Genomic DNA, 21445 nt, shown 5'->3' with positions numbered 1-21445 from the left:
CGAAACCCTACTCCGCCGCCTGCGCCATCCTTGGTCCGGGCGCAGCATCGGCGCCGGTGCCAAACTTCTCGAAATTGGCGCGGAACAGGCCGGCCAGGTGGGTGGCCTGGCGGTCATAGGCTTCGGCGTCGGCCCAGGTGGCGCGGGGCGTTAGCAGCGTTGGGTTGATGCCGGGGACCGCAACCGGCACGGCGAAGCCGAAGAGCTCGTCGGTCCGCATCTCGGCGCTATCCAGCTCGCCATTAAGTGCAGCGGTCAAGAGGCGCCGTGTCGAGGCGATGTCGATGCGCTTGCCCAGGCCATAGCCGCCGCCGGTCCAGCCGGTATTGATCAGCCAGGCGGAGGCCCCGCTTTCCTTGAGTTTTTCGGCCAGCATGGCCCCGTAAACCGTGGGATGCAGCGGCATGAACGGGGCGCCGAAACAGGCCGAGAAGGTGGCCTGCGGCTCGGTGACGCCGCGTTCGGTGCCGGCAACCTTGGCGGTGTAGCCCGAAAGGAAATGGTAGACCGCCTGTTCCGGCGTCAGCCGGGCGATGGGCGGCAGCACGCCAAAAGCGTCGGCGGTGAGGAAGACCACGGTGCGCGGCGTGCCGCCCACGCTGCCCTTGGCGATGGCCGGCAGCACGTGAATTGGGTAGGCCGCACGGGTGTTTTCGGTGAGGCTAATGTCGTCAAATGCTGGCAGACTGTTAGCATCGAGAATGACATTTTCCAGCACTGTGCCAAACCGCTTGGTCGCGGCATGGATTTCCGGCTCTGCCGCGGGGCTGAGCTTGATGGTCTTGGCGTAGCAACCGCCTTCGAGGTTGAAAACGCCGTCCTCGCTCCAGCCATGTTCGTCGTCCCCGATCAGCGGCCGATCGGGGGCATTGCTGAGCGTGGTTTTACCAGTGCCCGACAATCCGAAGAACAATGCGCTTTCGCCATTGACCCCGAGATTGGCCGAGCAATGCATCGGCAGCACGCCCTGGCGCGGCGCGTGGAAGTTGAAGAGGCTGAACACGCTCTTCTTGATTTCCCCGGCATAGAGCGTGCCGGCGATCACCACGATATTGCGGCTCATGTCGAGCGCGATCACCGTATCGGTGCGGCTGCCATGGCGGGCCGGGTCGGCCTTGAACTCGGGCGCATGCATAATGGTGACGGCCACCGGATTGGCTGCTGCTTCCACCATCTCGCCGGGGCGGATCAGCAGATTGCGGATGAACAGGGCATGCCAGGCGCTGGGGGTCAGCACTGTCACGCCATATTGATGGCGCGGATCGGCCCCGGCCAGGAGGTCCTGCCGGTAGAGCGGGCCACCCGCAAGATGGGCCTGCGCATCGGCCAGCAGCACATCGAAATGGGCCGGGCTCATGGCGCCCGAATTATCCCACCAGACGCTGTTTTCGGTCAGGCCATCGCGCACGATGAACTTGTCCTTGGGCGAGCGGCCGGTAAAGGCGCCGGTGCGCACCGAAACGGCGCCATCGGCCGTCAATACGGCGCTGCCATCGGCAACGGCGCGGGCGACCAGGGCCGGGGCGATGTCGTTGAGGGACAGCGAAGCGGCTGCCGCGCCAATCCGGTCTCGCAGGGCGCTATGGTCGAACACACTCATCTGGCTTACTCTCCAAGGGTCGCCGCAACACCATGATGCGGCCCTCAATGGCGCCTAGATTAGGGTGGAGCATAGCGGGGCAACCATCCCGAAATGGGTCGTAAGACGGAAGTTGCATCCGCATGGCGAAAGCAGCTTCCATTGCGCAAGACTTGGCCGCGCCTTATTTAATGCGTAATTGTCGCCTGCAACGCGAGGCCGAACCGGCTATAGTTCTGGCCGGCCACACGCGTCACAACAAGAAAGGCAGCTCATGCCCAAGATTGCCCTGGTAGATGACGACCGCAATATTCTGACCTCGGTGTCGCTGACGCTGGAGGCCGAAGGGTATCAGGTCGCCACCTATACCGATGGTGCATCGGGTCTTGAAGGTCTCACCACCGACAAGCCGGACCTTGCCATCCTCGACATCAAGATGCCGCGCATGGATGGCATGGAATTGCTGCGCCGCCTGCGCCAGAAGTCGGATGTGCCGGTGATCTTCCTTACCAGTAAGGACGAAGAGATCGACGAACTGTTCGGCCTCAAGATGGGCGCCGACGATTTCATCACCAAGCCGTTCAGCCAGCGCCTGCTGGTCGAGCGCGTCAAGGCCATCCTGCGCCGCTCGGCCCCGCGCGATCCCTCTGCCCCTGCCGGCGCACCAGGCGAATCCTCGCCGGGCAAGGCGCTGATCGAGCGCGGCTCGCTGGTGATGGATGAAGAACGCCATACCTGCACCTGGAAGGGCCAGCGGGTCACCCTGACTGTCACCGAATTCCTCATCCTGCAGGCGCTGGCGCTTCGCCCCGGCGTCGTCAAGTCGCGTAACGCGCTGATGGATGCGGCCTATGACGATCAAGTCTATGTCGACGATCGCACCATCGACAGCCACATCAAGCGGCTGCGCAAGAAGTTCAAGGCGACCGACGACGACTTCGAAATGATCGAGACGCTTTATGGCGTCGGCTATCGCTTCAAGGAGCAATAAGCACCCAAGTGGCCATCATCGACCCCGATATGGATGAGAAGCCGGACGCCAAGGCGCCCGGCAAGGCCACCCCCATGCCCGAGCCCGAGCAGGACCAGCCGGCCGCGCCGCGCCGCACCCATCGCTGGCGGCTGGTGCTAGCCCCGTTCTATCGGCTGGCCAGCGGCATCAGCCGCTTTCTCGATTTCACGATTTTTTCCAGCCTCACCCGCCGCATCATCGTGCTCAATCTGGCGGGCCTATTGGTGCTGGTGGTGGGCATCCTCTACCTCAACCAATGGCGGGCCGGCCTGATCGACGCTCGCGTGCAATCGCTGCGCGTGCAGGGCGAAATCATCGCCGCCGCCGTCGCCGCCTCGGCGACGGTGGATAGTGACGTCATTTCGGTCAATCCGGACCGGTTGCTGGAATTGCAGGGCGACGGTACAGTGTCCTCGCTGTCCTATTTCGATCCTTCGCTGGAATTCCCGATCAGCCCCGAGCGGGTCGCGCCGCTGCTGCGTAACCTAATCACGCCAACCCGCACCCGCGCCCGTATCTATGATCAGGGCGGGCTGATGATCCTCGATAGCGACAATATCTATGCGCGCGGCGAGGTGATGCGGCAGATCATCGAAACCAAGAAGGACGATGATTTCTTCCTCTGGCATTGGTGGAATGCGGTGCTGGCCTGGGTGCCGGGCGACAATTTCCCGAAATATCAGGAATATGGCGTCGACGAGGGCATGCGCTATCCCGAAGTCGCCTCGGCGCTGGCGGGTGCCCCGGCCGATTTCGTACGCGTCGATGGGCAGAACCAATTGGTGGTGTCGGTCGCCGTACCGGTGCAGCGCGTGCGCGCCGTGGTGGGCGCTATCCTGCTCTCGACCGCGCCGGGCGACATCGATTCCATCGTGTCGCAGGAACGCTGGGGCATTCTGCGCATCGCCATGATCGCGGCGGCGGTGCAGATCGCGCTGTCGCTGCTGCTGGCCGGCACCATTGCCGGGCCGATGCGGCGCCTGTCCGAAGCCGCCGAGCGGGTGCAGACCGCCGGCAATGCCCGCGCCGAAATCCCCGATTTCTCCGATCGTCCCGACGAAATCGGGCATCTGTCGGGTGCGCTGCGGCGCATGACCGACGCGCTCTATAACCGCATCGAGGCCATCGAGCGCTTTGCTGCCGACGTGGCGCATGAACTGAAAAACCCGCTGACCTCGCTGCGGTCGGCAGTGGAAACCCTGCCGCTGGCCAAGCGGGCCGAGGATCGCGACCGGCTCAACGCCATTATCCAGCACGATGTGAAGCGGCTCGACCGGTTGATCACCGATATTTCCAGCGCCAGCCGGCTCGATGCCGAACTGGCGCGCGAAAGCTCGGACCGCATCGATGTGGAAAAACTGGCCGAAGTCATGGTCGGCATCCAGAAGGACATGGCGCTGGGCCGCAATGTCACCGTGGTTTTGGGCAAGCGCAGCGGCAAGGGCAATGCCATCGTCAATGGCCATGAAAGCCGGCTGGCCCAGGTCTTTGCCAATCTGATCGACAATGCCGTGTCCTTCTCGCCAGAAGGGGGCGTGGTGACCGTGACGCTGGCCACCGACGCCGACGATGTCACCATAACGGTAATGGATGAGGGGCGCGGCATTACCGGGGATTTCGGCAAAATCTTCCAGCGCTTCTATACTGACCGGCCCGATACCGAGAGCTTTGGCGATCATTCGGGGCTGGGTCTGTCCATCTCCAAACAGATCGTGGACGCCCATAAAGGCACGATCCGAGCCGCCAACCGGCAGGATCGCTCGGGCGCCGTGTTCACGATTGTGTTGCCCCGAGCCCGCAAATGAGACTCCGCCATGCGCCAAAACCTCAATATTCATGGCACCGCGGTCGTGCTGGGCGGCGCGGGATTGCTGCTGCGCGGACCCTCGGGTTCCGGCAAATCGCTGCTGGCTCTGGCGTTGCTCGACCGCTGGGCGGCGCGGGGGCTGGACGCGGCGCTGGTCTCCGATGATCGGGTCGATCTCAGTGCCGGCCCAGAAGGGCTCACAATGGCCGCTCCCGCCCCGATTGCCGGGCTGATCGAGCTGCGCGGGCGCGGCATTCTCACCCGGTCCCATCGCAGTCCGGTGCCGCTGCACCTGCTGATCGATCTGGTGCCCGAGCTGCTCCGCATGCCCGAATCCGATGCGTTCACGACCGAACTTTTGGGGCTCTCTGTGCCCCGCGCGCCGGTGCCGCAGGCCGGCTTGATCGGACTTGACCATCAAATGCTGTTGGTAAGTGAGGCTCTGGCCGCGCTGGACCCGCTAGTGGGCCGGCCGTGACAAAAAACCACTTGAATCCCTGTCGCTCCGGGGCAAGACTGCCCCTCACTCGCGCCTTCGGGCCGGGTTCGGCTTCGCGCGCTATCCAAACAAGGCCTTGCGCGGGCAGGGGGCAGACAATACTGGAATGCCGTCGGCGCCACGACGCAGGCGCATCTCGGCAGGCTGGGGACGTTGCATGATCGGTCTGGTTCTGGTGACGCATGGTGCGCTCGCCAATGAGTTCAAGTCGGCACTGGAACACGTCGTCGGCCCGCAGGATTATTGCGAAACCATCGCTATTGGTCCCGACGACAATATGGAAAACCGCCGCAACGACATTCTGGCCGCCGTCGACAAGGCCGATAATGGCTCGGGCGTCATCATCCTGACCGACATGTTCGGCGGCACGCCGTCTAATCTTGCCATCTCGGTGATGCAGAACCGCGACGTGGAAGTGATCGCCGGGGTCAACCTGCCCATGCTGGTGAAGCTGGGCCGCGTCCGTGGCGACATGAGCATCAAGGAAGCGGTCAATCTGGCACAGGAAGCGGGCCGCAAATATATCACCGTCGCCAATTCGATCCTGAGCGCGGGGTAGACCCATATGGATGCTGCCAGCACCGGCCGGGCCGTCGCCCAGCAATTGACCATCGTCAACCGCAAGGGCCTGCACGCCCGCGCCTCGGCCCGCTTCGTGCGCACCGCCGAATGCTTTGACGCCACCATTGCCGTCATCAAGGACGGCACTTCGGTGGCCGGCAATTCCATCATGGGCCTGATGATGCTGGGCGCCGGGCCGGGGAGCACGATCCTGGTGCAAGCCAGCGGCAAGCAGGCGCGCGAGGCGCTGGAGGCGATTGTCGAGCTGGTGAATAATGGGTTCGACGAGGATAGCGATGGGGCTGCGGGGTGAGCAACTGTCCGCCCGTTTTTCATGGGCAACGGTCACCAAAGGTCCATTCGGCCACCGAAGACCTCAATCAGGTTGCAGTTACCGGTCACGGTGACATCTATGGCGTAGTTGGTGGATAGCGGGTTTCCCCAGAAAAAGCGCTGTGAGTAGCCTTCGTTCTCAAAGCCTCTCACTGCCCTGTACTGAACACCGTCGCAAGTGACGTGTTCCATAAGTTCAGGGTGGCTATCCTGAAACACCCGAGTTTCAAATCCATCAGCCATGAGATCCCGCACTATATTGGCTTCGCTGTCTGGCTGGCGCGGGCTTAACAGATCGGCGCGGTTAATTTTGCCGGTTTGAACATGGGCGATCAAACGCCCAAAATATAGACTATGCGGTTCATCAGGCGGTTGAGAGCAGCCGGAAAGGAACAATAAGCCCGCAAGTGCCAGGGCGCGCGAGAAACTCGAGACTTGTCTCAATTTGGGCATAGCCATTGTTCGATTACTCAGTTCGAATAATGCTGTTAGCAGGTTTTGCCAGCGCAGTGAGGGATACCGGGTTCTCCACGTCAGCAATTTTGAGGTGATGCGCAATATCGATGGGGTGATGACCTTGATCCTGCATGCGTTGCAGCAACCCCCACCCTCAATCCCTCCCCACAAGGGGGAGGGAAGTCCGGCCACTGCCTCTCAAAATTTGGGAGATGGCCCGTGAGCGTGGGTCTAGCGTCTCCCTCCCCCTTGTGGGGAGGGATCAAGGGTGGGGGTGTTGGGAGCCCCAGACCTACGAGATATAAACTTATCTTTATATCCGGTTGATCCCGGCCGCCGCCTTGGCTATAGCAAAGGCAAGAATTCCTGTGCCCAAGCGGAGCCCGCCATGACCACCAAATCGACCGACTATGCGGTCAAGGACATTTCCCTCGCCGAATTCGGCCGCAAGGAAATCCAGATCGCCGAAATCGAAATGCCCGGCCTGATGGCCATCCGCGAGGAATATGCCGCCGCCCAGCCGCTCAAGGGTGCGCGCATTGCCGGCTCGCTGCACATGACCATTCAGACCGCGGTGTTGATCGAGACGCTGGTGGCTTTGGGCGCCCAGGTGCGCTGGGTCAGCTGCAATATTTTCTCGACCCAGGACCATGCCGCCGCCGCCATCGCCGCCGCCGGCATTCCGGTGTTCGCCCATAAGGGCGAGAGTCTCGAAGAATATTGGGCCTTTACTGACCGCATGATGGATTGGGGGAATGGGCTCACCCCCAATATGATCCTCGACGATGGTGGCGATGCCACCATGTATATTCTCAATGGCGCCAAGGCCGAGAAGGACGCCTCTTTCCTCGACAAGCCGGGCAATGAGGAAGAGGAAATCTTCTTTGCGACCATCAAAAAGCGCCTGGCGACGTCGCCGAATTTCTTCTCCACCATCCGCGCCAATATCCGCGGCGTGTCGGAGGAAACCACGACCGGCGTGATGCGGCTCTATCAGCTGCATGCCAAGGGCGAGCTGCCCTTCCCGGCCATCAACGTCAATGACTCGGTCACCAAGTCCAAGTTTGACAATAAGTATGGCACCCGTGAATCGCTGGTCGACGCCATCCGTCGCGGCACCGATGTGATGCTGGCCGGCAAGGTCGCCATCGTTTGCGGCTATGGCGATGTGGGCAAGGGTTCGGCTGAATCGCTGCGCGGCGCCGGCGCTCGCGTGCTGGTGACCGAAGTCGACCCGATCTGCGCGTTGCAGGCGGCCATGGAAGGCTTTGAGGTCGTAACCCTCGAAGACGCCGCTCATCGCGCCGATATCGTGGTCACCGCCACCGGCAATCGCGACGTGCTGATGATCGACGACATGCGCAATCTCAAGGACATGGCCATTGTCTGCAATATCGGCCATTTCGATAACGAGATCGACGTGCTCGGCCTGCGCAATTTCAAGTGGACCAATGTGAAGCCGCAGGTCGACCTGATCGAGCAGCCCAATGGCAAGCGCCTGATCCTGCTGTCCGAGGGGCGCCTTGTCAACCTGGGCAATGCCACCGGTCACCCCAGCTTTGTCATGTCGGCCTCCTTTGCCAACCAGACGCTGGCCCAGATCGAACTCTGGACCAATGGCGAAAAGCTGGAAAAGAAGGTGCATGTGCTGCCTAAGCATCTCGACGAAAAGGTCGCCGAACTGCACCTGGCCAAGCTGGGCGCCAAGCTGACCAAGCTGAGCAAGACCCAGGCGGATTATATCGGCGTGCCGCAAAACGGCCCCTTCAAGTCCGGCGAATACCGCTACTGAGTTTTTTGCCCTTTCGGCATTTCGCCCGCGGCTTTGGCTGCGGGCGTTTTTGTTTCTGCTTCGTTCCCCGTCAAGGGGCGATATCCGCCATTTGTCGGCAGGGCAGGTCCATTAAGACTCTTTTAGCCGATTCACCGTGCCGGTATGGTCAGGGTGATTCGGGGGCGCGGGGACACGCCGCCGGTTCGGGGTGGCGGGAACCGATGGTTCCGCTTGCGTCGCCCCTCTAGTGCAAGCGTACCGCTTTTGGGCGGACTTGGCAGAACGTCAACAAACACGAGGGTAGCGCATGGCGCCGGATCGTTTCCGGAAGCATTGGGGATTCCGCGGATTGGCCGCAGCCCCTATGACGCTGGCAACAGCCGTACCCGCCTTGGCCCAGAGCCCGACGACGGCCACTCTTGCCGGCGCGGCGCCGCTGGCCATCGCCGTGGGCGCGGGCGCCTTTGCCCTGCTCGCCATGGCCGTGCTGCGCACCATGCAGGCCGATGGCAAAAAGGCCCGCCGCAAGGCCGCCGAACAGATTGCGGGCCTGCGCGCGCTGGTCGACGAATATGAAGCCCTGCTCTCGGGCACGCGCGAAGTCACCATATTGTGGACCGACAATGCCAGCGGCACGCCCAAATTCCTCGGGCAGACCTCGGCCGTCGTGCCCACCGGGCGGCAGCCCGAAAGCATTCTCAATTTCCACTCCTGGCTGGCCAATTACGATGCCGAGCAGCTCGGCCAATCGCTCGAGGCGCTGCGTGTGCATGGCCAGGCGTTTTCCGCCAGCCTCACCGCCATTGACGGCCGGCTGATCCGCGCCAATGGCTGGGTGCTGGGCGGCGGCGTTGCGCTGCGCCTGCGCCCCGCATTCCTGCAGCCCAGCGCCGAACAGGCCGCGGCGGCCAATGCCATGATGAGCGATACTGATAGCGTGCGCGCCATCCTGTCGCTGTTGAGCCAGCCCGCTTTCCTGCGCGGGCCCAATGACAGACTGATCTTTGCCAATCCGGCCTATCACAGCCTCGCCAAGGCGCTGAACAAATCCGGCAGCGAAGCTGCCCCCGCCGAATTGCTCGAAAACGGCGCGCTCAAAACCCACCTCGCCGCCTGTGCCGGCGCCGACAAGCCCGCCCGCGTGAGCGTGGATTGGCCCGGCCAGGGCCGGTTCGAGCTGGTCGAATTTGCCATCAATGGCGGCCGCGCCGGCTATTTGCGGCCGCTCGAGGCGGCTGTCGTGCCGGCCGATCCGGGTGTCGCCCAGATCGGGGGCATCATCAATGCGCTGGCTACTCCCATTGCCATCTTCAATGGCCGGCGCGAACTGGTGCAGTTCAATCAGGCCTATGCCGATCTCTGGCACCTCAATGGCGGCTTCCTCGTGCTGGGGCTCGATGAACGGGCAATCCTCGACAAACTGCGCACCGAGGGCATGCTGCCCAGCCAGGTGGATTACCAGACCTGGCGGACCAAGCATCTGCAATCCTATAGCCGCACCATTGCCTATGAGAACGAGCCCTGGCACCTGCCCGATGGCCGGACCATCAAGGTGATTTCGGCACCCGCCGGCGCCAATGGCGGGGTGATCTATGTGTTTGAAGACCTGACCGAACGGCTCAAGCTCGAAAGCACCAACAAGGCCTTCACCAATGTGCAGCGCGAAACCATCAATGCGTTGAGCGAAGCCGTCGCTGTGTTCGGCACCAATGGGCGGCTGACGCTATCCAATCCGCGGCTATCGGCGCTGTGGAAGCTGCCGATGAACGAATTGGGGCAGAACCCCCATATCGACCAGATCGCCGAAGCCTCGGGCCGCGCCATTCCCGAGGATGGCGCCAGCATCTGGCGCGATCTCAAACGCGGCATCATCGATCTCAATCCCACCCGGTCCGACCAGACCGGGCGGCTCAACCGCTCCGATGGGCGGCTGCTCGATTATGCCATTACCCGCCTGCCCGATGGGCAGACCATGATGACCTTCCTCGATGTCACCGAAAGCGCCTCCTATTCCAAGGTGCTCAAGGAGCGCAACGATGCGCTGGTGGCTGCCGACGTGCTCAAGGACGCGTTCGTTGAGAATGTCTCCTATGAATTGCGCAGTCCGCTGACCAACATCATCGGCTTTGCCGACCTGTTGGCGGGCAGCGAGGGTGGCTCGCTCAATGAGCGGCAGCGCTCCTATATCGATTATATCCGCGCCTCTTCCGTCACGCTGGGCGTGTTGATCGACAATATCCTGGACCTCGCTTCGGTCGATGCCGGCATTGCCGAATTGCGGCCCGAACTGCTCGATGTGCATGGTCTGGTCGACAAGGCGCGGGCCGGGCTGTCGGCGACATTCCCGGAAGTCTCGGGCGAAAAGCCGATTAACCTGGTGGTCGACATCGAGGATCGCCTGCCCCCCTTCATCGCCGATGGCACGCGCATCGTGCAGGTGCTGTACAATCTGCTGTCCAATGCCGCCCGCTTCTCCCCCCCGGGCGGGGAAATCCGGCTCACCGTCAGCCATCGCGCCGAGCGCATGCTGTTCATCATCGAAGATGAAGGCCCGGGCCTCACCGATGAGATGAAATCGGCCATCCTCACCCGGCTGGACGCCCCCGCCGGCGGCCGCCAGCGCGGCGCGGGATTGGGTCTGGCCATCGTCAAGACCTTCGTCAACCTGCATGGCGGGGTGATCTCGGCCGAACGCCGCGAACCCCGCGGCAGCCGCATCATCGTCAACCTGCCCCGCGACAGCGCCATGGCGGGCGTGGCGGAATAATGGAGCGGCTGCTCCCCGATGACGACGCGACCTCAGCCCTTGGCGCCGAATTGGCCGCGACGCTCGCACCGGGCGATCTGGTCATTCTTGAGGGCGATCTGGGGGCGGGGAAAACCGCTCTGGCCCGCGCGATTATCCGCACCCTCGCCAATGATCCGGCGCTTGACGTGCCCTCGCCCACCTTTGCGCTGGTGCAGCCCTATGACACGCCGAAGGGGCCCGTGCTGCATGCCGATCTCTACCGGCTGGTCGATCCGCGCGAGGTGGACGAGCTGGGTCTGCTCGACAATCCCAATGCCATCGTGCTGGTCGAATGGGCCGAGCGCTCGCCCGAAATCGTCGCGGCAGCCAGCGTGGTGATCACGCTAGCCATTCCGCCGGGCGGCATGGGGCGACTGGTGAGTGTCACGCGCCGCTAATTATCGCTGCGCCGTTTCATATGTTCGCTTTCCTGGTTGGCGCCGCGGCGGATCGAGCGGTCGCCGTGGGAGATTTCGTATTCCCCGGCGGGCTGTTCCTGTTCGCTGCGCGCTTCGGCCATGGATTTCTCGTGCGGATCGACCGGGGCGCCCCTGGTCTTTTCTCGGCCCTCGATAATGGCCTTCTGCTGTTCGCGGGTGGCGCCGGTGGTCTTCTCGGTGCCGCGCGGCTGGGTTGTGCTTTGCTGAACCATGATGGTCCTCCTTGGCTATCGGGACCAACGCGGGCGCGGCGCCAAGGGTTTCCCGATGTGATCGGCTTTTGGGGAACTTCTCGCGCCCTCGCCGGTTGGCCCAATGAGGGCCAAGCATGGAGCAAGAGCCATGAACCATCATCCCAAGACCTCAAAACCCAACGATCTCGACCTCAAGCGCAATCCGGGCATCGGCCAGACCACGGCCGGTATCGACCAGGAGGAGACGATTTTCGAGGACGAGGAGGGCGGCTCCACCGTCGAGGGCGATGTGATGAACGGCACCGAAAGCGATGGTAGCATCAATCCGCGCCATCGCGGCCGCACCAATAAATAGCGGCTAAGTGTGGCCGAGAATGGCGTCGACCACGTCCTCGACGCTCATAGCCGAACTATCGATCCATAGTCCGAGGCGCGGCGTCTCGCGCGTTAGCGCCTCGGCCAGAATATCGGGCGGAAAATTTTCGCCATAGCCGGTCTTGGCCCGCGCCCGATCCCGCTGCGCCAAGGTCGCCACCGATGGCGCCAGCACCACGACTTGCGGCGCGAGATCGGCCAGGCGCTCCGCCGCCGCCACCAGATCCTGCCCGATCAGGATATCCTGATAGACCACAGCAAACCCTGCCGCATGATAAGCGCGCGCCGCATCCGTCGCGAGAAGCTGCCGCAAATCCAGCTGCTGCCGCGCCTCATCGTCCAGCACCGGCCCCATCTCGGCCGCGCCATTGACGATCATCTTGCGAAAGATGTCGCCGCGCAGGTGCACGGATTTGGGCAGGCGTTTTGCAAGCGCCTCGGCGATCGTGGATTTCCCGGCCGCCATGGCGCCGGTGATGATGAAGAGCGGTGGGGTCATGGGGGGATGTGAGGGGAAGGGTTGTGACGTGACCCGAAGTTTAGCGGCGTTTGCTCACTATGCCACCCCAGACGCGAGATCGCTTTGCTTAAATATCCGCCCACCCACGGTGTCACCCCGGCGCAGGCCGGGGCCCATCTGAGATACTACCCTGGCCGCAAGGTGTGTGGATGACCGGAAGGTGCTCACCAGGCGATCTGGCGGCGCGTTGCACGATCTCGAGATGGGCCCCGGCCTGCGCCGGGGTGACATCGAGTTTGGGGCTGGGGCGGTGACAAAACTGAGGCCCCGTGTTGTTCTCATCCCATGGGCAAAACCTACTTCGTCTACATCATGGCGAGCCGCAAGCATGGCACGGTCTATACGGGCGTCACCAATGACCTCGTCCGGCGTGCTTATGAACATCGCCAGGGTCTGTTACCTGGTTTTACCCAGGAGCACGGATGCAAGCGGCTGGTCTGGTTCGAGGCGCATGAGGATATCGACCAGGCCATCCTCCGCGAAAAGCGTATCAAGGAGTGGAAACGGGACTGGAAGGAGCGGCTGATCGAGGAACGCAATCCGGATTGGGCGGATCTGTGGTGGGAGATTAGTGGGCAGGGTTGAGGGTGAGGGGTCGCCAACCTGCCCACCACTCTTCTACCACCAACGTCACCCCACCTACGGTGTCACCCCGGCGCAGGCCGGGGCCCATCCTGAGGTGCCTTGCAACCGCAAGGTGTGTGGGTGACGAGGGGGCGCATCAGGCGATCTGGCGGCGTGTGGTGATATCTCGAGATGGGCCCCGGCCTGCGCCGGGGTGACACCGTAGGTGGGGAGCGATTGAGGAAAAGTCCGAACCGGCTATACCCATGAGTAGCAAGGATGTGCCGCCCGATCCCAGAAGGTTTACTTTGATTTTGAAGAAATCACTTTTGGTTTGATAATCGTACTAACAACAGCAAATATAGAGTGTTGGTCGAGAGGGGGAAAAATGTCGGATACAACCGAGAACGAGATTGCTGAAGCAGTCCTAAAAGTTCTGTCTGCTATTCCGAGCGGTGACGCGACGTTAGCGCATCTTCGAAAGAGAGTTCCTGATCACGTCAGTTTAACCACCAATGATCTAACGCCCTCTGTAACCCGGCCCGGCGAGGCAATTTGGGAGCAGCGCCTAAGAAACATCAAGTCCCATCACAAAACGCCGGGCAACTTTATCGCCGACGGGTACCTCACCGCTCCAAGTAAGGGTAGACTTCGAATTACTGAGCAGGGAAGAAAAAAGGCTAAGCCCTAAGCGTAGCGAGCTTTGAAACCTGGGTCGAACCAACGAAGCTCCGTTTGGCCCAGGTTGGCTTTGTCCCAAACAAACCAAGCATATGCCGTTGTGCCGGAACCCGCGATTGTAGCGCCCGAGGGATAAAACGTAATTCTCTCGCTAAAGACCCAAACGCGCGTCGGCGGCGCTACGTTAAAAATAGTTCTATTGCGGTTACTTCCCTCTAGAAAAGCAAGCCTTAGGAGAAGGGCCACCTTTTTTTCGGCCTTTTCTAGCCCCGCTTTAACAAACCCCTCTGCACTGTTGTAAGGCGGGTTTGTTACGATATTTGAAGCGTTTCGTTGGGTGGTCAGGAAGTCTTTCCCAGACTCGCCGTAAGGGCGGGCATATAGATCAGAGCTATATACATCGTACCCCGCGCCCTCCAGTACCTTAGACATGGCGCCGTCTCCGCAGGCGCATTCCCAGATATCACCGTCAAATTTCTCGTTGGCAACCAAGGCGTGCGTCGCCCACCTTGGCGTGGGAAAGTAGTCCGGGCCATCGAGGTCAGCGAAGCGCTTGAGAGTGGGTTTGGGCGCGCCCGTCAGGTGATATGTCGAGTCCATAATCGCGCTCCAAATCAGCTAATCAAAGATGATGGAGTCTATTGCTTAGTAAAGTGTTTACCATGAGGCGTCCCTCAATGCGCCTCGTCCCAATTATGCGCGGCATGCGCGTCCACCTGGATCGGCACGTTTAGCCGAACGGCGGGTTCGGCTGCGCCTTCCATGACCGTCTTGATCACCGGCATGGCGGTGTTCTCGGTGCCCAGGGGGACTTCGAAGATCAGTTCGTCATGGACCTGCAGCAGCATGTCGGCTTCGATGCCGGCTTTCTTCAAGGCCGGTTCCATGCGGATCATGGCGCGGCGGATGATGTCGGCGGCAGAGCCCTGGATAGGGGCGTTGATCGAGGCGCGTTCGACGAAGCTGCGTTCGCTCGGATTGTGCGAATTGGCATTGGGGAAATTGATCTTGCGGCCGAAGATCGTGCTGACATGGCCGTCGGCTTTTACCCGCCGCTTCTGCTCTTCCATATAGTCGCGAATGCCGGGGAAGCGCTCGAAATAGGTCTTGATGTAATCACCCGCCTCGCCGCGCGGAATGCTCAGCTGATTGGCGAGGCCGAAGGCAGAAATGCCGTAGATAATGCCGAAATTGATCGCCTTGGCGCGGCGGCGCACGTCGGACGGCATGCCCTGGACGGGGACGCCGAACATTTCGCTCGCCGTCATGGCGTGAATGTCCAGCCCTTCCTCGAAGGCGTCCTTGAGGGCCTGGATGTCGGCGATATGGGCCAGCACCCGCAATTCGATCTGCGAATAATCGGCCGAGACCAGGATTTTGCCGGGGGCGGCGACAAAGGCGCTACGGATCTTGCGGCCATCCTCGGTGCGCACCGGAATATTCTGCAGGTTCGGATCGTTGGAGGAGAGGCGCCCGGTCAGCACCGAGTGCTGGGAATAGGTGGTGTGAACCCGGCCGGTGCGCTGGTTGATATAGTGGGGCAGGGCATCGGTATAGGTGCCCATCAGCTTGGTGAGCTGGCGCCAATCGACGATGGTGCGGGCGAGCGGCACGCCCTTGAGCGCCAGTTCCTCAAGCACGCCGGCGCCGGTGGCCCAGGCGCCGGTCTTGGTCTTGGTGCCGCCATCCAGCCCCATCTTGTCGAAGAGGATTTCGCCCAATTGCTTGGGGGAGCCGAGATTAAAGCTCTGCCCCGCCAGCTCATAGGCTTCCGCCTCGAAGGCGGCGGCGCGCTGAGCGAATTCACCGGACAGGCGGGAGAGAATCTGGCGGTCGATGGAAACCCCGCGCCCCTCCATGCGTGCCAGCACCGGGGCCAACGGGCGCTCGATGGTTTCGTAGAGCGCCGTCATGTTTTCGGCGGCCAGGCGGGGCTTGAGCACCTGCCACAGGCGGATGGTGATGTCACTGTCCTCGGCGGCATAGCGGGCGGCATCGGCCAGCGGCACCTGGGCAAAGGTCTTCTGCGTCTTGCCGCTGCCCAACAGGTCCTTGATGGGAATACCGGCAAAGCCCAGCCAGTGGTCGGACAATTCGGCCATGGTGTTGAATTGCGGGCCATCGAGCGAATAGCTCAAGAGCAGCGTGTCATCGATGGAATTGACCGCAATGTCATAGCGGGCGAGCAGGCCCAGATCGTATTTGGCATTGTGGAAAATCTTGAGGATCGAGCGGTCGGCAAACATGGGACGCACCATGTCCAGCGCCTCGCGCATATCCATCTGCCCCTCGACGCGCCCGCCGCCGAACATGTCGTCATTGCCCTCGATATGGCCGAGCGGCAGATAGGCGCCGGTGCCGGGGGCAACGGAAAACGAAATCCCGACCAGGTCCGCGGTCTGGTTGTCGAGCCCGGTGGATTCGGTGTCGGTGGCCACATGGCCATTGCTCACGATCAAGTCGAGCCAACGCTGCAGGGCGCTGGCATCGCGGATGATCTCATAGGCATCCGGATTGAACGGAATGGCCTTGACCCGGGCATGCATGTCGGCGGCGTGCAGCACAGTGGCATTGCCGGCCCGGCCGGTGGCCTCCTGGCGGGCCGCGCGAGCCTCGGCGCGGGCGGTATTGTCGAAACCGACAGCGGCCACCGGCTTGGCGGCGATGTCCGGATCGGCAGCAAAGTCGTCGGGATTGGCGTCGAGCAGGCCGGCCAGGCGCTTGGTTATGGTGGCAAATTCCATCGCCTTGAGGAAGGGAAAGAGCTCTGATGGAGCGATCGGCTGGCGCGCCAGGGCGCCCAGGTCCAGCGCCACCGGCACATCCTGCGCCAGGGTCACGAGGCGCTTGGAAATGCGGGCCAGCTCGGCATGTTCGCGCAGCTTTTCGCGGCGGGCATTCTGCTTGATCTCGTCGACATGGGCGAGCAGGTTTTCGAGGTCCCCATATTGGTTGATCAGCTCGGCCGCCGTCTTGACGCCAATGCCCGGCACACCTGGCACGTTGTCGACGCTGTCGCCGCACAACGCCTGCACGTCGATCACCTTGTCGGGGCCGACGCCGAACTTGTTGAACACTTCCTCCACGCCAATCCAGCGTAGTGGCGGCTGGCCAGGGCGGGGAATGGTATCGAGCATGCGGATCGAGCCATCGGGCTCCACCAGCTGCATCAGATCCTTGTCCGAGGACACGATGGTGACCTTGCCGCCCGCCTTGCGCGCATTGCAGGCATAGGTGGCAATGATGTCATCGGCCTCCCAGCCTTCCATCTCGATGGAGGGAATGCCGAAGGCGCGGGTGGCGGCGCGGGTCAGGGGGAATTGCGGCACCAGCTCTTCGGGTGCGGGCGGGCGCTGCGCCTTGTATTGGGGGTAGATATCGTCGCGGAAGGTCTTGCTCGAATAATCGAAGATCACCGCCATGTGGGTGGGCTCGTCCTCACCCTTGAGATCCTCGGTGAGCTTGTAGAGCATATTGCAAAAGCCCTGGACGCAGCCGACCGGCAGCCCATCCGACTTGCGGTTGAGCTGGGGCAAGGCGTGGAAGGCGCGGAAGATGTAACCCGAGCCGTCGACGAGCAGCAGATGCATGAAGCGATTCCCGATCCGTAAAGCGAGCGGACTTTAAGGGAGTTTGTTCCCGCCCAAAAGCCTTGCCGGTCATTTAACCCTGCAACCAAAACCGGCTTGTGGCGTTGGCTGGCTTTACGCCATCATCGCTGTGGTGGTCCGCTGTTTTGGTATGGGCAAGCCTTTTGGGCGACATGGTTCGACGCATTCCGCGCCATCTGCAGAACCCGGCCGGGCTTTGCCGCTCCGCCCGGGGCGGCTGCGCCACGGCTATGCTCCGCGCCGCGGAGGGCCTGTCGGCGTGATCAGTTCGGAACGGGCATTGATCCTGACGGATGGTGACGGCGCCCAGACCAGCCAATTGCTGGAAAATGCCGGCTGGACGGCGGAAACTTTCACCCATGTCGACCCGCTGGTGGAGCAATTGCACAAGGGCGCCGGGGTGGCCCTGCTGGCCGATGAAACCCTGCATGGCGACAATCTGCGGCCGCTGTTCGAATGGGTCGCCAACCAACCTTCCTGGTCCGATTTTCCCTTTATCGTGCTGACCCGCCGCGACGAGGGCATTCCTGCCGGCCTCGACAACGGGCTCGAGACGCGGCTGGGCAATGTGATTTTTCTCGAACGGCCCTTCCACCCCCAGGCGCTGAGCAATGTGGTGGGCAATGCGCTGCGCGGCCGTCGCCGGCAATATGAAGCGCGCCGTTATCTGGATGACCTGCGCGAGGGCGAACAGAGCCTGCAGACGGCGCTGCTGGCCGGCCGCATGGGCTCGTGGGAGCTCGACATTACCGAGCAGGTGCTGCACGGCTCCGAACAGTTCAAGGCCTGCTATGGCAGGGCCGCCGATGAGAGGCTGCTCTATGCCGATCTGATTGCCGCCATTGCCCCGCCCGATGCCCAGCGGGTGCAGCGGGCGCTGCACGATTCGATCAGCACCGGGGCCGATCTGGTCATCGAATATCGCGTGATCTGGCCCAATGGCCAAGAGCATTGGCTGGATTCCCGCGCCCGCGTGCTGCCCGACCGTTATGGGCGGCCCGAGACCCTGGTGGGCGTCGTCTCCGACATTACCGCCCGCCGCAATGCCGAGGCGGAGCGCGAAAAGCTGATGCTGGCTCTGGCCACCGAGCGCGAGCGTACGCAACAGGCGCTGCGCGGCGAGCGGGCGCTGTCGGGCCTGCTGCTCACCAGCGTGCCGGCCGGCATTGTCGCCTATGACAGCGATTTCCGCGTCACCATCTGGAACCCGGTGATGGAACGCATTTTCGGGCTCCCTTCGCCCGCCGTGCTGGGCCGGCCGCTGACCGATGTGTTCAGCCGCGAACAGGGCGACATTATCGAGCCGCGGCTGCGCGACGCGCTTGCCGGCGTCTCCGGCCCGATCGAGGAAATCGAATTGACCACCCTTGCCGCGGGGCAGGTGATGCTGGAAAGCCAGCATGCCCCGCTGCGCGGCGGCGACGGGCAGATCGTGGGCGGGGCAGCGTTTTTCCGCGACATTACCGACCGCCACCGCGCCGAGGAGCAATTGCGCCATGCCCAGAAGATGGAGACCATCGGCCAGCTGACCGGCGGGGTGGCACATGATTTCAACAATCTGTTGGCCGCCGTGCAGGGCAATCTCGAATTGCTGCGCAAGCGGCTGCCCGACGATCCGCAGATTCGCCGCTTCATCGACGGCGCCCTCCAGGGCGCCCAGCGCGGCGCCTCGCTGACGGCGCGGCTGTTGGCTTTCGCCCGCCGGCAGGAACTGACGCCCGAGCCGACGGACCTGGCCCAATTGCTCGAGGGCATGCGCGGCCTGATGGAGCGCTCGCTGGGTACCATCGTCACCATCCGCTATGACCTGGCGCCCGACCTGCCGCCGGCCCGGGTCGATCCCAACCAGCTCGAACTGGCGATCTTGAACCTGGCGGTCAATGCGCGCGACGCCATGCCCGAGGGCGGCGAATTGACCATTTCGCTCAACCAGATGGATGGCAGTGATAGCCGGCTGGGCCTGAGCGGCCCCTTCCTGCGCCTGGGCGTGGCCGATACCGGTTCGGGCATGGATGCCGAAACGCTCAAAAGCGCCATCGAGCCGTTTTTCTCGACCAAGGAATTGGGTAAGGGGACTGGGCTGGGCCTCTCCATGGTGCATGGCCTGGCCGTGCAGCTGGATGGCGCCCTCAAATTGATCTCGGCACCCGGCGAAGGCACCACTGCCGAACTCTGGCTGCCGGTTTCCACCTCACCCGTCACGGAGGTCAGCGAAATGCCGCCTGAACGCACCGATGCCCCCGCCTCCACCATTCTGGTGGTCGATGACGATGCGCTGATCAACATGAACACCGTCGATATGGTGGAAGATCTCGGCCACACCGCGCTCGAAGCCTATTCGGGCAAGCAGGCGCTCGAAATCCTGGGCAGCGGCCAACAGGTGGATATGCTGATCACCGATTATGCCATGCCTGGCATGACCGGGGTGGAGCTGGCCGGCAAGGCGCGGGAATTGCGCCCCGACCTGCCGATCCTGCTCGCCACCGGCTATGCCGACCTGCCCAGCGGCACCAGCACCGATCTGCCCCGGCTCGCCAAGCCCTATCAGCAGACCGATCTGGCGACGCAGATCGCAAGATTGCTGGCGCAACGGGAGTGATGGACGGCGGCATGCGGTGTCTGCTCGAAACTACCCCACCCACAATGTCATTCCGGCGCAGGCCGGAATCCATGCTGAAGGCGAGGCACACCGCATCTGTCGTTCGTTAGAATGGATTCCGGCCTGCGCCGGAATGGCCGGTGGGTATGAGACGGATCAGCGCAGCCCGGATTGCGCCAACAGCCCCGCCCGCTTGGCATCGTAATAATAGCCGCCAGCATAGAACCGCACGGCCTGGTCATGATTACCGCGCGCCGTGACATAGGCACCGGCCAGATAGCGCACCGCATAGCGCAGATTGGTCTCGGCATCGAGCAGCCCGCCGGGCGAGCCGCGATAACCCATGCCGCTGGCGGTGGCGTGGGAAATCTGCATCAGCCCGTAATAGGGTCCATTGCGCGCCGCCGGATTGTAATTGCTTTCGCGCACGATCACGCGGCGTACCAGGGCCTCGGGCACGCTGTATTGCTGGGAATAATGCGCGATCAGCCCATCGAGGCTCCCACTGGCCGCATAACCCAGCGCCTGCGGCGCCATTGGCACGGCATCGGCCTTGGGCACATGGCCCGCCTGCGTGGGCGCCAGCGCTGCAATGGCCGCCGTCGCCGGGCCGGGCGCAGGCTTGAGCGACCCCATCGAGCAGCCCGAAACCACAAGCGCCAGCATGGCCGCCGCGCCGATCGCCTTCATCCCAAACATCTGTGCATCTGCCATAAGGTCATCCTAGACCGTTTCCATAGGAGGCGCGATAGAGTGCCGGCCTGAAAAAATGGTTACGATTTTAACCATAAACCCGGCGCCACGGGCAAAACCACCCGCACAGCCATCCAGGCCCCTAGCGCGATAAGGACAAATCAGGGCGGCTTGATGGCGAAATCGGGGGAGGGGCGTGAGCGGGGGCGCCCTGTTCCGACGGGTCGCGGGAGCCCCGATCCAATTTCCTTCCCCTGGCGGGGAGGTCAGGATGAGGGTGCTGCGCCTGCCACGAACGCCAGACTGGCGAAAAGCTCTGCCCCACCTCCATCCCTCCGCAATGGCAGGACGGCAGAGAGATGGCGGGGCAAGTGGGCGACAACGCAGCGGACAGCGCCTGCCCGGCGCAAGCGCGCGTCCTCTCCGTCTAGGATATGTTCAGTTCGAGGGCCCCCCGCTTACGCTATTGCCGCCTCCAGTCATCGCCATAGCCCAGCTTGTCCGGGCGATCCTTCTTTCAGCGGCTGCGACCGCAACCAATTTGCCTGGATAATCCAGGCAATGACCATGGGAGCTTGGCCCGGCAAAGATGCCGAGATGCCCTCCGACTGAACACCGCCTTAAAAAGGGCGAGGTGAAGTGTGGCTAAGTGCCAACTATGAGTGAGATGTCGATTGGAGGGGCGCCACGACCGATTAGAACCCCCAATGCTTGCAAGCACCGGATTTCTTGCTCACCCCCGTTGCGCGGCTCCCACTCTTTAGCTAGTTTGCACCCCGTTCAGCCGGGGTCCGCCCCGCCGCACGGATGCACCCGTAGCTCAGCTGGATAGAGCGCTGCCCTCCAAAGGCAGAGGCAAAAGCTGACGGCGATTGCGCCCGAAGCTGCGCGCTGGTCCTTCAGCCGGTCGGGCGATGCCCTGCCGGGGGTATTGGTCAAGCCCAAATTGTTATCGCGCG

17 protein-coding genes and 1 pseudogene are annotated in these 21445 nt (G+C 62.7%); 11 read left to right on the top strand and 7 right to left on the bottom strand.

The features are described from left to right. Nucleotides 1-7 precede the first annotated feature (7 nt). Entirely contained in the window at nucleotides 8-1600 is a 1593-nt protein-coding gene (gene pckA / locus N8A98_RS07565) for a phosphoenolpyruvate carboxykinase (ATP) (protein ID WP_262170380.1), read from the bottom strand. Between the two features lie 253 nt (nucleotides 1601-1853). On the opposite strand from pckA, the gene N8A98_RS07560 reads away from it, so the two are divergent. The 5 genes from N8A98_RS07560 (at nucleotide 1854) to N8A98_RS07540 (ending at nucleotide 5771) form a co-directional block, all read left to right on the top strand. After that, on the top strand, nucleotides 1854-2570 hold the full coding sequence (locus N8A98_RS07560; RefSeq protein ID WP_035102101.1) for a response regulator transcription factor: 717 nt from the start codon (nucleotides 1854-1856) through the stop codon (nucleotides 2568-2570). A 29-nt stretch (nucleotides 2571-2599) separates the two neighbouring features. Then, the gene (locus N8A98_RS07555; protein ID WP_449240173.1) at nucleotides 2600-4396 is read left to right on the top strand and encodes a sensor histidine kinase; all 1797 of its coding nucleotides are present in this window, start codon (nucleotides 2600-2602) and stop codon (nucleotides 4394-4396) included. 9 nt (nucleotides 4397-4405) lie between these two features. Then, nucleotides 4406-4876 carry an HPr kinase/phosphorylase gene (locus N8A98_RS07550; RefSeq protein WP_262170375.1) on the top strand — a complete coding sequence of 157 codons (471 nt, stop codon included), beginning with the start codon at nucleotides 4406-4408 and terminating at the stop codon, nucleotides 4874-4876. Nucleotides 4877-5054: 178 nt separating this feature from the next. Beyond that, complete coding sequence (locus N8A98_RS07545) at nucleotides 5055-5456, top strand: PTS sugar transporter subunit IIA (RefSeq protein ID WP_035102102.1); 402 nt, start codon at nucleotides 5055-5057, stop codon at nucleotides 5454-5456. Nucleotides 5457-5462: 6 nt separating this feature from the next. After that, on the top strand, nucleotides 5463-5771 hold the full coding sequence (locus N8A98_RS07540; RefSeq protein WP_113121099.1) for an HPr family phosphocarrier protein: 309 nt from the start codon (nucleotides 5463-5465) through the stop codon (nucleotides 5769-5771). A gap of 32 nt (nucleotides 5772-5803) precedes the next feature. Here N8A98_RS07540 and N8A98_RS07535 read toward each other — a convergent pair whose 3' ends face one another. Next, nucleotides 5804-6250 carry a hypothetical protein gene (locus N8A98_RS07535; protein WP_262170371.1) on the bottom strand — a complete coding sequence of 149 codons (447 nt, stop codon included), beginning with the start codon at nucleotides 6248-6250 and terminating at the stop codon, nucleotides 5804-5806. Nucleotides 6251-6635: 385 nt separating this feature from the next. Between N8A98_RS07535 and ahcY the strand changes: the two genes are divergently transcribed. From ahcY to tsaE, 3 genes are all read left to right on the top strand, one after another. Next, nucleotides 6636-8039 carry an adenosylhomocysteinase gene (gene ahcY / locus N8A98_RS07530; protein ID WP_262170369.1) on the top strand — a complete coding sequence of 468 codons (1404 nt, stop codon included), beginning with the start codon at nucleotides 6636-6638 and terminating at the stop codon, nucleotides 8037-8039. Nucleotides 8040-8385: 346 nt separating this feature from the next. Further along, a complete protein-coding gene (locus N8A98_RS07525) occupies nucleotides 8386-10788 on the top strand; it encodes a sensor histidine kinase (protein ID WP_262170368.1) in 2403 nt (800 codons plus the stop codon). After that, nucleotides 10788-11207 (top strand): tRNA (adenosine(37)-N6)-threonylcarbamoyltransferase complex ATPase subunit type 1 TsaE, encoded by a 420-nt coding sequence (gene tsaE / locus N8A98_RS07520; protein WP_262170366.1) that lies wholly within the window; start codon nucleotides 10788-10790, stop codon nucleotides 11205-11207. Before N8A98_RS07525 ends, tsaE begins: the two co-directional genes overlap by 1 nt. On the opposite strand, the gene N8A98_RS07515 is transcribed toward tsaE, so the two are convergent. Continuing rightward, entirely contained in the window at nucleotides 11204-11461 is a 258-nt protein-coding gene (locus N8A98_RS07515; protein ID WP_262170364.1) for a hypothetical protein, read from the bottom strand. The two genes, tsaE and N8A98_RS07515, sit on opposite strands and share 4 nt — an antisense overlap. A 130-nt stretch (nucleotides 11462-11591) precedes the next feature. Between N8A98_RS07515 and N8A98_RS07510 the strand changes: the two genes are divergently transcribed. Then, entirely contained in the window at nucleotides 11592-11798 is a 207-nt protein-coding gene (locus tag N8A98_RS07510) for a hypothetical protein (RefSeq protein WP_262170363.1), read from the top strand. A gap of 3 nt (nucleotides 11799-11801) precedes the next feature. On the opposite strand, the gene N8A98_RS07505 is transcribed toward N8A98_RS07510, so the two are convergent. Beyond that, a complete protein-coding gene (locus N8A98_RS07505) occupies nucleotides 11802-12317 on the bottom strand; it encodes an AAA family ATPase (RefSeq protein WP_262170361.1) in 516 nt (171 codons plus the stop codon). 306 nt (nucleotides 12318-12623) lie between these two features. On the opposite strand from N8A98_RS07505, the gene N8A98_RS07500 reads away from it, so the two are divergent. Further along, nucleotides 12624-12923, top strand: coding sequence for a GIY-YIG nuclease family protein (locus N8A98_RS07500; protein WP_262170360.1), 300 nt, complete (start codon nucleotides 12624-12626; stop codon nucleotides 12921-12923). A gap of 666 nt (nucleotides 12924-13589) precedes the next feature. Here the strand turns inward: N8A98_RS07500 and N8A98_RS07495 are convergent. Both N8A98_RS07495 and polA read right to left on the bottom strand, forming a co-directional pair. Continuing rightward, nucleotides 13590-14183 carry a hypothetical protein gene (locus N8A98_RS07495; protein WP_262170358.1) on the bottom strand — a complete coding sequence of 198 codons (594 nt, stop codon included), beginning with the start codon at nucleotides 14181-14183 and terminating at the stop codon, nucleotides 13590-13592. Between the two features lie 74 nt (nucleotides 14184-14257). Then, complete coding sequence (polA, locus tag N8A98_RS07490; RefSeq protein ID WP_262170356.1) at nucleotides 14258-17173, bottom strand: DNA polymerase I; 2916 nt, start codon at nucleotides 17171-17173, stop codon at nucleotides 14258-14260. A 280-nt stretch (nucleotides 17174-17453) separates the two neighbouring features. Between polA and N8A98_RS07485 the strand changes: the two genes are divergently transcribed. Beyond that, nucleotides 17454-19793: a PAS domain-containing protein gene (locus tag N8A98_RS07485; protein WP_262170355.1), complete on the top strand. Its 2340-nt coding sequence runs from the start codon at nucleotides 17454-17456 to the stop codon at nucleotides 19791-19793. Nucleotides 19794-19949: 156 nt separating this feature from the next. Here the strand turns inward: N8A98_RS07485 and N8A98_RS07480 are convergent. Then, a pseudogene (locus N8A98_RS07480) lies at nucleotides 19950-20414 on the bottom strand (transglycosylase SLT domain-containing protein); the annotation flags it as partial. Nucleotides 20415-21445 lie beyond the last annotated feature (1031 nt).

It is taken from the genome of Devosia neptuniae, assembly GCF_025452235.1.
In the GTDB taxonomy this organism is placed as follows: domain Bacteria; phylum Pseudomonadota; class Alphaproteobacteria; order Rhizobiales; family Devosiaceae; genus Devosia.
The sequence above is the reverse complement of the archived record's forward strand: the minus strand, read 5'-3'. Positions and strand labels throughout refer to the sequence as shown.

Coding starts and splice junctions, on each gene's coding strand:
- pckA (WP_262170380.1), bottom strand. CDS start 1,600: ATGAGTGTGTTCGACCATAGCGCCCTGCGAGACCGGATTGGCGCGGCA.
- N8A98_RS07560 (WP_035102101.1), top strand. CDS start 1,854: ATGCCCAAGATTGCCCTGGTAGATGACGACCGCAATATTCTGACCTCG.
- N8A98_RS07555 (WP_449240173.1), top strand. CDS start 2,600: ATGGATGAGAAGCCGGACGCCAAGGCGCCCGGCAAGGCCACCCCCATG.
- N8A98_RS07550 (WP_262170375.1), top strand. CDS start 4,406: ATGCGCCAAAACCTCAATATTCATGGCACCGCGGTCGTGCTGGGCGGC.
- N8A98_RS07545 (WP_035102102.1), top strand. CDS start 5,055: ATGATCGGTCTGGTTCTGGTGACGCATGGTGCGCTCGCCAATGAGTTC.
- N8A98_RS07540 (WP_113121099.1), top strand. CDS start 5,463: ATGGATGCTGCCAGCACCGGCCGGGCCGTCGCCCAGCAATTGACCATC.
- N8A98_RS07535 (WP_262170371.1), bottom strand. CDS start 6,250: ATGGCTATGCCCAAATTGAGACAAGTCTCGAGTTTCTCGCGCGCCCTG.
- ahcY (WP_262170369.1), top strand. CDS start 6,636: ATGACCACCAAATCGACCGACTATGCGGTCAAGGACATTTCCCTCGCC.
- N8A98_RS07525 (WP_262170368.1), top strand. CDS start 8,386: ATGACGCTGGCAACAGCCGTACCCGCCTTGGCCCAGAGCCCGACGACG.
- tsaE (WP_262170366.1), top strand. CDS start 10,788: ATGGAGCGGCTGCTCCCCGATGACGACGCGACCTCAGCCCTTGGCGCC.
- N8A98_RS07515 (WP_262170364.1), bottom strand. CDS start 11,461: ATGGTTCAGCAAAGCACAACCCAGCCGCGCGGCACCGAGAAGACCACC.
- N8A98_RS07510 (WP_262170363.1), top strand. CDS start 11,592: ATGAACCATCATCCCAAGACCTCAAAACCCAACGATCTCGACCTCAAG.
- N8A98_RS07505 (WP_262170361.1), bottom strand. CDS start 12,317: ATGACCCCACCGCTCTTCATCATCACCGGCGCCATGGCGGCCGGGAAA.
- N8A98_RS07500 (WP_262170360.1), top strand. CDS start 12,624: ATGGGCAAAACCTACTTCGTCTACATCATGGCGAGCCGCAAGCATGGC.
- N8A98_RS07495 (WP_262170358.1), bottom strand. CDS start 14,183: ATGGACTCGACATATCACCTGACGGGCGCGCCCAAACCCACTCTCAAG.
- polA (WP_262170356.1), bottom strand. CDS start 17,173: ATGCATCTGCTGCTCGTCGACGGCTCGGGTTACATCTTCCGCGCCTTC.